The following is a 10,690-nucleotide window of genomic DNA, read 5'->3' as shown; positions in this document are numbered from 1 at the left end:
GCCCACCCGGCCGGTGCCGGTGCCGTCGGCTCCCGGGGCAGGATCCGGGGCCGGGACGATCGGCTCCAGGTCGCCCAGTCCGAGCGCCAGGGCCAGGGACTCCGAGACCCCGCCGAGCGCCTGGTCGGCGTTGGTGTGCGCGCTCAGCAGGGCGCAGCCGCCTGCCAGCAGCGTGTGCAGCGTGCGTCCCTTGGGCGTCGTCGCGGCCACCCCGTGCACGCCGCTGAGGAAGAGCGGGTGATGGGTCACCAGCAGGTCGGCCCCCCACTCGACGGCCTCCTCGGCCACCTCGGGTGCGGGGTCGACGGCGAACAGCACCCGGCGTACGACGTCCGCCGGGTCACCGGCCGCCAGCCCCACCGCGTCCCAGGAGTCAGCGGTGCCCGGCGGGTACCAGCCGTGCAGCAGGTCGACGACCTCGGCGAGCGTGGGGGCCGCGGCGGAGGACATGCGGGCAGGCTAGCGCCCGGCCGAGCAGCGCCGCTCAGTTGACCTGCCGGTCCCGGCCCTCCCAGTAGGGCTGGCGCAGCTTGAACTTCTGCAGCTTGCCGGTGGCGGTGCGGGCGAGCACCTCGCGGAACTCGATCGACGTGGGGGCCTTGTAGCCGGCGGCCTTGTCCTTGCACCACGCGATCAGCTCGGCCTCGTCCACGTCGGCCCCCTCGGCGAGCACGACGAGGGCCTTGATGGTCTCGCCCCACTTCTCGCTCGGCACCCCGATGACGGCGACCTCGGCGACCGCAGGGTGGGAGAAGAGCACGTCCTCCACCTCGATCGAGGACACGTTCTCCCCGCCGGTGATGATGACGTCCTTCTTGCGGTCGCTGATCGTGAGGTAGCCGTCGTCTCCGATCACGCCGCCGTCGCCGGTGTGGAACCAGCCGCCGTCCAGCGCCCGCGCCGACTCCTCCGGCTGCTCCCAGTAGCCCTCCAGGACGACGTTGGACCGCGCCAGCACCTCGCCGTTCTCGTCGGTCCGCAGGCGTACGCCGAGGGCGGGGGCGCCGGCGCGCGTCAGCAGCCGCGCTCGCTCCTCCGCCGACAGGTCGTCGTACTCCGCCCGGGTGYGGTTGAAGGTCAGCAGCGGCGAGGTCTCGGTGAGGCCGTAGATCTGGACGAACTCCCAGCCCAGCTCCTCCTCGACACGCACGACGGTCTTCGTGGGCGGCGGGGCGCCGGCCATGATGATGCGGACCCTGTCCCGCCCGGGGATCTCGCCCTCCCAGGTCTGCGCCGCCTCCAGCACGGCCGCGGCGACCGCGGGCGCCGCGCACATCACGGTCACGCCGTGGTCGCGGACCCGGCGCAGGATCTCGGCGCCGTCGACCTTGCGCAGCACGACCTGCGGCACGCCGAGACCGGTCATCGCGAAGGGCATCCCCCAGCCGTTGGCGTGGAACATCGGCAGCGTGTGGAGGTAGACGTCGCGGTCGGTGACCGCCGCGTGCATGGCGAACGTGACGGCGTTGACCCAGATGTTGCGGTGGGTGATCTGGACGCCCTTGGGGCGCGCCGTGGTGCCTGAGGTGTAGTTGATGCACGCGGTCGCGGACTCGTCGGGCTCCCAGGCGCGGGGCTCGACACCCTCGGCGGCGAACATGTCGGCGTCGTCGCCGAGCACGAAGCGGTGCTCGGCCGTGACCCCTGCCAGGGCCTCGTCGAGCTCGGGGTCGACGTACAGCACCCGGGCCCCGGAGTGCTCGACGATGTAGGACACCTCGTCGGGACGGAGCCGGAAGTTGACCGGCACCAGCACCCGGCCGGAGCCGGCGACGCCGAAGAAGGACGCGAGCAGGCGGGCCGAGTTGTGCGACACCACCGCGACGCGGTCGCCGACCTCGAGGCCGAGCTCGTCGAGCCTGGCGGCCTGCCGGCGGGCCAGGGCGTCGAGCTCGGCATAGGTCAGGCCCCCCAGGGACGGGGCCGGCTGGTCGGGCTCGTCGACCACACCCACGCGCTCGCCGTAGACGGTGCGGGCACGGTCGATGAAGTCCGTGACGCTGAAGGGGACGAACATGGCAGCTCCTCGTCGTCGTGACTGCCGCCACTGTGGCACGCCGGCGGGCATGACGAGGAGGGGGTGAGGAGATGGTGCGTCGGGACGGTTTCGAACCGCCGACCGCTCGGGTGTAAACCGAGTGCTCTACCGCTGAGCTACCGACGCGTGTCCGACCACCCTATGAAATGAGTTGAACCGCTGGCGTCTCGGGTCACCAGCGGTTCAACACTGACAACAGTACGAGGGCCGTCCAAGGGTGTCGTGGGTTTCCGGGAGATCGGTCGAAATTCCTGTCGATCCGTCTAGACCAGTCCTCAGTCGACGGCCGCGCGGAGCTGCTCGAGGTGCTGGTCGAGGTCGCGGCCCTCGGCATTGGCGTTGTGCACGGCCCACCGGAGCACCCCCTCGCGGTCGATGACGTACGACGAGCGGTACGGCGCGCCTCGCGACTCGTCGAACACCTCGAAGGACCGCGACACCTCGCCGTGCGGCCAGAAGTCCGACAGCAGCGGGAAGTTGAGCCCCTCCGCGTCGGCGAAGGAGCGCAGCGAGTAGACCGGGTCGCACGAGATGCCCAGCACCTCGGTGTCGAACGTCATGAACTCGTCGAGCCGGTCCCGGATGCTCGACATCTCGCCGGTGCAGACGCCCGAGAACGCGAACGGGTAGAACAGCAGCACCACGGCCTTGACCCCGCGGTAGGAGCCGAGGGTGACGTCCTGGCCGAACTGGTCGCGCAGCGCGAAGTCCGGTGCCGCGCCACCGAGGGTGAGGCCCGTCATCCTTCCCCCTCCTCGGTGTCCTCGTCCCAGTGCGCCAGGTCCTTCTTGAGGATCTTGCCCGTGGCGTTGCGCGGCAGCTCGTCGAGGAAGACGATCTCGCGCGGCACCTTGTAGCGGGCCAGGTGGTTCTTCACGTGTTCCTTCAGCTCGTCCTCGGTGACGTCGCTCCGGCGGGCGACGAAGGCCCGCAGGCGCATGCCGTAGTCGTCGTCGTCCACCCCGACCGCCGCCGCCTCGGCCACGGCGTCGTGGGCGACGAGGCAGTCCTCGACCTCCTTGGGGAAGACGTTCTCCCCGCCGGAGACGATCATCTCGTCGTCGCGTCCGTCGACGTACAGGCGTCCGTCGCCGCCGAAGCGCCCGACGTCGCCGGTGGCCATCAGCCCGTCGATCATGTCCTTGCTGCCCCCGCCGGTGTAGCCCTCGAACAGCAGGGTGTTGCCGACGAAGATGCGCCCCGACGTGCCCTGCGGGACCTGCCGGCCGTCCTCGTCGTAGATCCGCACGACCGTCCCGTACGGCGGGTGGCCGGCCGACGAGGGTGACTCGCGCAGGTCCTCGGGCGTCGCGATGGAGGCGTAGGCGACCTCGGTTGAGCCGTAGATGTTGTAGAGGTTGTCCCCGAAGTGGTCCATCCAGGAGGTGGCCAGGGCGCCGGGCAGCGCGGAGCCGGAGGCGGCCACGACCCGCAGGCCGGGCAGCGAGTAGCGGGCCAGCACCTCCTCGTCGAGCGCCAGGATCCGCTGGAGCATCACCGGGATCACCACGAGCGACTCGCACCGGTGCTCCTCGACGATGCCCAGCGCGGTCTCCGGGTCGAACCTGCGGTGCAGCACCACCGTCGAGCCGAGCAGCATGGCTAGCGCGAGGTGGGCGAAGCCCCACGTGTGGAACAGCGGGGCCGCGATGTGGGTGCGCCAGCCGTGGCGCAGCGGCATCCGCGACAGCATGGAGACGGCGGCATCGATGCCGGCCTCGTTGCGGGGCGCCCCCTTGGGGGTACCGGTCGTGCCGCTGGTGAGGATCACGATCCGGGCGTGGCGCCCGGGCGGGTCGAGCTCGGACTCGTCGTTGCTCTCGATGAGCGACTCGATCGTCCCCGGGTCCGCGTCGGCGGTGTCCGAGTCGGCCCAGGCGATGAGGCGCTGCTCCACGTGCGCCGCGGAGAGCAGCCGGGTGAACTCCTCGTCGTGGATGACCACGACCGGCTGCTCACGCTCCAGCACGTCCACCAGCTGGGGACCGGCGAACGCGGTGTTGAGGTAGAGCAGGTCGGCGCCGAGCTTGGCCACTCCGACGGACGCGTCGACGAAGCCGCGGTGGTTGCGACACATGAGGGCGACCGAGTCGCCCTCGCCGACCCCCAGCTCGGCCAGGCCTCGGGCCAGGGCGTTGCTGCGGCGGTGCAGCTCGCCGAAGGTCAGCTCACCGAGCTCGTCGACCAGGCCGACCCGGTCGSGGTCACGGACCGCCAGGGAGGCGAAGCCGCCCGCCGGGCCGGTCCCCCACCGGACGACGGTGCGACCGAGCGCGACGAGGGTGCGCGGACCGTAGGGCCGGATGACCCCCGCCCTGCCGAGCACGCGCAGGGTGGTGGCCGCCGTGGCGGCGTGCGCGCGCAGTGAGATGACCAATGTGGATCCTTGCGTGTGTGGCGGTCCGCTCGTCAGCGGGACCGCCCGAGGGTCAGGCGGGTGTCTTGGGTGCGACCAGCCGGCTCGCCTGCCACTCTGCGCTGACCGCCGCCGTCGTCGTCTGCGAGAGGCCCGCGATCGGGGCCGCCTCCGCGACGTCGGCTGCGTCCACGCTCTGGGGTCGTCCCACCTTCGGCGTCAGGAGCCAGATGGCTCCGCCGCCGACGAGGTCCGTCAGGGCATCGACCAGGCCGTCCACGAGGTCGCCGTCGTCGCGGCGCCACCACAGGATGACCGCGTCGACCACGTTGCCGTAGTCGCCGTCGACCAGGTCTGCGTCGATGGTGTCCTCGATCGAGACCCTGAGCTCGTCGTCGACGTCGTTGTCCCAGCCGAGTTCCTGGATGACCATTCCGGGCCCGATGCCCAGTCGCTCTGCGGCACTTGTTGCCGGGGCGGCTCCGCCACCCACCGTCGAGCTCACGCCACGCCTCCGTTCGTCATGTGGTCCGCACCGGAGTGCGGAAGTGGGTGGTAGTCCATCGGAGTTGTCGCCGTGTCGCAACCCTGTCCCGCTCAACGGGCGTCCTCGTCCGCTCCCGAGCGCGTACTCACGGGTAGATTTCGCGGGCTGGCCGTGCGTGACACGATGCACAGGTGAGTGATGAGTCCAAGACCACCGAGACCCCCTCCTCTGCCGCCCAGCCGCGCGCGGTGATCCATGAGGGGCTGCCCACGCAGCTGCCCGACATCGACCCGGACGAGACCCTGGAGTGGCTCGACTCCTTCGACGCCATGCTCGACGACAAGGGTCGCGAGCGGGCGCGCTACGTCATGCTGCGGCTGCTCGAGCGGGCCCGCGAGAAGCAGGTAGGCGTCCCGGCGCTGCGCAGCACCGACTACATCAACACCATCCCGCCGGAGCGCGAGCCGTGGTTCCCCGGCGACGAGGACATCGAGCGCCGCATCCGCGCGTTCATCCGGTGGAACGCCGCAGTCATGGTCTCCAGCGCCAACCGCAAGGGCCTCGAGGTCGGCGGCCACATCGCGACGTACCAGTCCTCCGCCAGCCTCTACGAGGTCGGCTTCAACCACTTCTTCCGCGGCAAGGACCACGACGGCGGCGGGGACCAGCTCTACATCCAGGGCCACGGCTCCCCGGGCATCTACTCGCGCGCCTTCCTCGAGGGCCGCCTCACCGAGGAGCAGCTCTACCGCTTCCGCCAGGAGGTCCAGCACGGTGCCGGCGCCGGCCTTCCGTCGTACCCCCACCCCCGGCTCATGCCGGACTTCTGGGAGTTCCCGACGGTGTCGATGGGCCTGACCGCCATCAACTCGATCTACCAGGCGCGGTTCAACCGCTACATGCACAACCGCAAGATCAAGGACACGTCCCAGCAGCACGTGTGGGCCTTCATGGGCGACGGCGAGATGGCCGAGCCCGAGTCGCTGGGCGCCATCCGCGTCGCGGCCCGCGAGGAGCTCGACAACCTCACCTGGGTCATCAACTGCAACCTCCAGCAGCTCGACGGCCCGGTGACCGGCAACGGCAAGATCATCCAGGAGCTCGAGGCCAACTTCCGCGGCGCCGGCTGGAACGTCATCAAGGTCATCTGGGGCCGCGAGTGGGACGCCCTGCTCGCCAAGGACGTCGACGGCGTCCTGGTCAACCGGATGAACACCACCCCCGACGGCCAGTTCCAGACCTACTCCACCGAGGACGGCGGCTTCGTCCGCGACGACTTCTTCGGTGTCGACCCGCGCCTGCGCAAGATGGTCGAGCACATGAGCGACTCGCAGATCGAGAAGCTGCCGCGCGGTGGCCACGACTACCGCAAGGTGTACGCCGCGTTCGACGCCGCGACCAAGCACGTCGGCCAGCCGACGGTGATCCTGGCGCACACCATCAAGGGCTGGACGATCGATGCCCTCGAGGGCAAGAACGCCACCCACCAGATGAAGAAGCTGACCCCCGAGGACCTCAAGAAGTTCCGCGACCGGCTGTACCTGCCGATCAGCGACCGCGACCTCGAGGACTCCTACGAGAAGACCGGCGGCGCGCCGTTCTTCCACCCCGGCAAGGACTCCCCCGAGATCGAGTACATGATGGAGCGCCGCAAGCAGCTCGGCGGCTCTGTCCCGCGCCGCGTCCTGCGCGCCAGCTCCCTCAAGCTCCCGGGCGACGAGATGTACTCCGAGCTCAAGCAGGGCTCGGGCAAGAACAAGATCGCCACCACCATGGCCGTCGTCCGGCTCCTGCGCGACTGGATGAAGAACCCCGACATCGGCGACCGGCTGGTCCCCATCGCTCCCGACGAGTACCGCACGTTCGGCATGGACTCCATGTTCCCGAGCGCCAAGGTCTACAACCCCGGCGGCCAGCAGTACGACCCGGTCGACCGCAAGCTGCTGCTCTCCTACAAGGAGTCCGCGCAGGGCCAGATGCTGCACGAGGGCATCTCCGAGGCCGGTGCCATGGCCTCCGCGACCGCGGCCGGCTCGGCGTACTCCACGCACGGCGAGCACATGATCCCGTTCTACATCTTCTACTCGATGTTCGGCTTCCAGCGGACCGGTGACTCGATCTGGGCGATGGCCGACCAGCTGGCGCGCGGCTTCCTCATCGGCGCCACCGCGGGTCGCACCACGCTGACCGGTGAGGGCCTCCAGCACGCCGACGGCCACTCCCCGCTGCTCGCGGCGACCAACCCGGCGGTCGTGCACTACGACCCGGCGTTCGCCTACGAGGTCAGCCACGTCATGCAGTCGGGTCTCGAGCGGATGTACGGCGCCGACGCCGAGAACGTGATCTTCTACATCACGGTGTACAACGAGCCCGTCAGCCAGCCGGCGGAGCCCGCCGACGTCGACGTCGAGGGCATCCTCAAGGGCATCCACAAGGTCAGCACCGCCGAGGGCGAGGGCCCCCGCGTCCAGCTGCTCGCCTCGGGCGTCGGCTACCCGTGGGTCGCGGACGCGGCCCGGATGCTGTCCGAGGAGTGGGGCGTCCAGGCCGACACCTGGTCGGTCACCTCGTGGAACGAGCTGGCCCGCGACGCCGTCGCCGCGGAGGAGCACAACCTGCTCAACCCGGCCGACACCAAGCGCACGCCGTACGTCGCCGACAAGCTGGCCGGCGTCCAGGGCCCCGTCGTCGCGGTGTCGGACTACATGCGTGCGGTGCCGCTGCAGATCGCCCGCTGGGTGCCTGCCGACTACCGCGTGCTGGGCGCCGACGGGTTCGGCTTCGCCGACACCCGACCGGCCGCGCGGCGCTTCTTCCACATCGACGCCCAGAGCGTCGTGGTCCAGGCGCTCCAGGCGCTCGCCGACGCCGGCGAGATCTCCGTCGACACGGTGACCGAGGCGTCCGCCAAGTACCGCATCGACGACCCGACCGCGGTCAGGGACGTCAAGCAGGAGGGCGGGGACGCCTGAGCCCGGTCAGGCGCCGGTGCCCGTCCTCGGATCGAGGGTGTGCACCGGCGCGACCGGCGCGTCACCGGCCTCGGCCTGGCGTGGCGTGAGGTCCGGCCCGCTCTCCAGCAGGTCGCGCCACCGCTCGCGCTCGTACTCCGCGGGCTCGGTGGAGCGGATGAAGTCGTTGACGATCTTCACGAACCGCTGCGGGTGGTCCTTGTGCGGGAAGTGGCCCGCGTTGGGGATGATCTCGACCCGGGCGCTGGGCGCGAGCACCGCCGCGTTGGCGGCGTGCCGGACCGGGAGCACCTGGTCGTTGCGGCCCCACACGACGCACATGGGCATCGCGTCGGTGAGGTAGGCACGGTCGGACATGGTCACGATCTGGCCCCGCCAGTCGACGACGGCCCGCACCACGTGCCGGATCGCCGCCCGGGTGCGGCGGTCCTTGAAGGAGTCGTAGATCGCGGCCAGCTCGCCCAGGTCGCGCGCGGCGCGGACCCGTGTGGCGGCGAGTGCCCGCATCCCGGTGGTGCCGACGTGGCGGACACCGGGGAGCGTCAGCAGGCCCATGGCCTGCTGGAAGCCGGGCGTGGTGATCGCCCGGATCGCCGGCGTCACCTCGGGACCGAGGCCGCCCGAGGCGACGAGGATGAGGCGTTCGGTGCGCTCGGGGAACTGGTAGGCGAACTGCATCGCCACGCCACCGCCGAAGCTGTGGCCGACCACGCTGACGCGGTCGATGCCCAGCACGGTGAGCAGGTCCCGCATCCCGTTGGCGTAGCCGCCGACGCTGTAGTCCGCTCGCGGCTTGTCCGACTCGCCGTGCCCGAGCAGGTCGGGGGCGATCACGGTGTAGCGACGGGCCAGCGACTCGATGACCGGCGCCCAGGTCGTGTGGTCGCAGCCCAGGCCGTGGAGCAGGAGCAGTGCGGGCCCGGAGCCGGTGACGACGTACGCGCGCCGGTGCCCGTGGATCGTCACGTGCTGGACCTGTGGCTGCACAGGTGCTCGGCCGGAGCTCACCGAGTCTCCCGAGATGGTGCTGCGATGTCGATCACAGGTCGATTGAAGCAGAACACGTTCCTGTCAAGGGTCTTTCGTCCCACGCCAGAGGGGGTTTTGCCCTCTTTGCGTCCCATTCGTTACCTCAGCGACGCCAGCGGGCGCCCCTGGCGGACCGCCGGGTGACGGCTGGTGCCCGTGTGACTAGCCTCGGGTCATGGGCCGGGCCGAGCAGGAGAAGCGGGACCGCATCTCGGCCGCGCTCCAGCGCGCGACCGGCAGCCTGAGCACGGCCGCCACCGGCGCCATGTCCACCCGGATGTCGTGGTGGGACGACCTCAGCGCCGAGGACCGCTCGTGGGTCGGGGTGATCGTCCAGGCCGGCGTCAAGGGCTTCGTCGACTGGTACGGCGACACCGGTGGCGGCATGTCCGCTCCCCTGTCCGCCTCCGTCTTCGGCGCCGCTCCGCGCGAGCTGACCGGCGCGATCACCCTCCAGCAGACCGTCGACCTCGTGCGTCTCACCATCGAGGTCGTCGAGGCCAACATCGACGACATCCTCGAGCCCGCGGACGCTCCGTCGGTGCACGAGGYGGTGCTGCGGTACGCCCGCGAGGTCGCCTTCGCCACCGCGGAGGTCTACGCGCGTGCCGCCGAGGTCCGCGGCGCCTGGGACGCGCGCCTCGAGGCGCTGGTCGTCGACGCCGTCCTCCGCTCCGAGGCCGACGAGACGGTGCTCTCGCGCGCCAGCGCCCTCGGCTGGGGGGCTCGCGGCGACGTGGCGGTCGTGCTGGGCCGGATCCCCGCCCAGCGCACGGAGACCGACGTCTTCGAGGAGGTACGCCGCACCGCGCTCGCCTGCGGCATGGACGCCCTGTGCGCGACCCAGGGCGAGCGCCTGGTGGTGATCCTCGGCGGGGTGGATGATCCCCACAAGTCGGCGCTGCGGATCGTCGATCACTTCGGGGAGGGCCCCGTCGTCGTCGGGCCGGGTGCACCGGACCTCTCGCACGCCCACGCGTCGGCCCGCGCGGCCCTCTCGGCGCACCGCTCCGCGACCGGCTGGCCGCAGGCACCCAGGCCCGTCCGCAGCGACGAGCTGCTGCCCGAGCGCGCCCTCGCCGGCGACGGCCACGCGCGGCGCAGCCTGGTCGACGACATCTACCTCCCGCTCATGGGCGCTCGCGGGACCCTCATCGACACCCTGGCCACGTACTTCCTGCACGGAGGGTCGATCGAGGCCACCGCACGCACCCTCTTCGTGCACCCCAACACGGTCCGCTACCGGCTCAAGCAGGCGGCGGAGGTCACCGGCCTCACGCCGACCCGACCACGCGACGCCTTCACGATCCAGATCGCGCTCGTCCTTGGCCGGCAGTCCGGTCGCGAGTGACGACGTTCACCTTTTGTAGGGATCCCACAAAGAATCGGGTGCTCTTTTCGTGCGCATCGACCCGGCGCGCAGGGGGCCCGACCCGCCACTCTTGAGGGGTGCTCGTCATTGTCGCTCCCGGCCAAGGTGCCCAGACCCCCGGATTTCTCGAGCCCTGGCTCGAGGACCCCACGTTCGCCAGCCGGTTCGACTGGCTCTCCACCGTGGCGGGCCTGGACCTCGCCCACTACGGCACCCAGGCGGACGCCGAGACCATCCGGCGCACCGAGATCGCCCAGCCGCTGCTGGTCGCGACCGGACTGATCGCCGCCCTCGACCTCTTCCCCCACCCCAGCGACGCCTTCCAGCGGGTGGGTGCGGTCGCCGGCCACAGTGTCGGTGAGATCGCCGCCGCCGCGGGCGCCCGGGTGATCACGGCGGAGCAGGCGATGGTCCTCGTCCGCGAGCGGGGCAACGC

9 protein-coding genes and 1 tRNA gene are annotated in these 10,690 nt (G+C 70.9%); 3 read left to right on the top strand and 7 right to left on the bottom strand.

The window, feature by feature from the left end; translation table 11 throughout:
- The 6 genes from ACXJKL_RS06070 to ACXJKL_RS06045 all read right to left on the bottom strand — a co-directional run.
- Positions 1 to 450 (bottom strand): Nif3-like dinuclear metal center hexameric protein (locus tag ACXJKL_RS06070; RefSeq protein ID WP_457206164.1); only part of this gene is annotated, 450 nt, incomplete at its 3' end.
- A gap of 34 nt (positions 451 to 484) precedes the next feature.
- Positions 485 to 2,017 carry an AMP-binding protein gene (locus ACXJKL_RS06065; protein WP_457206163.1) on the bottom strand — a complete coding sequence of 511 codons (1,533 nt, stop codon included), beginning with the start codon at positions 2,015 to 2,017 and terminating at the stop codon, positions 485 to 487.
- Positions 2,018 to 2,089: 72 nt separating this feature from the next.
- Positions 2,090 to 2,164, bottom strand: a tRNA-Val gene (locus ACXJKL_RS06060).
- Positions 2,165 to 2,313: 149 nt separating this feature from the next.
- Positions 2,314 to 2,781, bottom strand: coding sequence for a peroxiredoxin (locus tag ACXJKL_RS06055; protein WP_457206162.1), 468 nt, complete (start codon positions 2,779 to 2,781; stop codon positions 2,314 to 2,316).
- A complete protein-coding gene (locus tag ACXJKL_RS06050; RefSeq protein WP_457206161.1) occupies positions 2,778 to 4,415 on the bottom strand; it encodes an AMP-binding protein in 1,638 nt (545 codons plus the stop codon). The genes ACXJKL_RS06055 and ACXJKL_RS06050 overlap by 4 nt, the downstream gene beginning before the upstream one ends.
- 52 nt (positions 4,416 to 4,467) lie before the next feature.
- On the bottom strand, positions 4,468 to 4,899 hold the full coding sequence (locus ACXJKL_RS06045) for a DUF3052 domain-containing protein (protein WP_457206160.1): 432 nt from the start codon (positions 4,897 to 4,899) through the stop codon (positions 4,468 to 4,470).
- 173 nt (positions 4,900 to 5,072) lie between these two features.
- On the opposite strand from ACXJKL_RS06045, the gene aceE reads away from it, so the two are divergent.
- Positions 5,073 to 7,853, top strand: coding sequence for a pyruvate dehydrogenase (acetyl-transferring), homodimeric type (aceE, locus tag ACXJKL_RS06040; RefSeq protein WP_457206159.1), 2,781 nt, complete (start codon positions 5,073 to 5,075; stop codon positions 7,851 to 7,853).
- 6 nt (positions 7,854 to 7,859) lie between these two features.
- On the opposite strand, the gene ACXJKL_RS06035 is transcribed toward aceE, so the two are convergent.
- On the bottom strand, positions 7,860 to 8,819 hold the full coding sequence (locus tag ACXJKL_RS06035) for an alpha/beta fold hydrolase (RefSeq protein WP_457206158.1): 960 nt from the start codon (positions 8,817 to 8,819) through the stop codon (positions 7,860 to 7,862).
- A 238-nt stretch (positions 8,820 to 9,057) separates the two neighbouring features.
- Here ACXJKL_RS06035 and ACXJKL_RS06030 point away from each other — a divergent pair, with 238 nt between their 5' ends.
- Complete coding sequence (locus ACXJKL_RS06030; RefSeq protein WP_457206157.1) at positions 9,058 to 10,233, top strand: PucR family transcriptional regulator; 1,176 nt, start codon at positions 9,058 to 9,060, stop codon at positions 10,231 to 10,233.
- A 98-nt stretch (positions 10,234 to 10,331) separates the two neighbouring features.
- A partial coding sequence (locus ACXJKL_RS06025; protein WP_457206156.1) for an ACP S-malonyltransferase occupies positions 10,332 to 10,690 on the top strand: 359 nt, incomplete at its 3' end.

It is taken from the genome of Nocardioides sp. P5_C9_2 (genome assembly GCF_054049555.1).
This window is presented reverse-complemented; position numbering and strand designations above follow the sequence as displayed.

What these genes read in the sequence shown, in the direction of transcription:
- ACXJKL_RS06055 (WP_457206162.1), bottom strand. Translation starts at nt 2,781, where the DNA reads ATGACGGGCCTCACCCTCGGTGGCGCGGCACCGGACTTCGCGCTGCGC.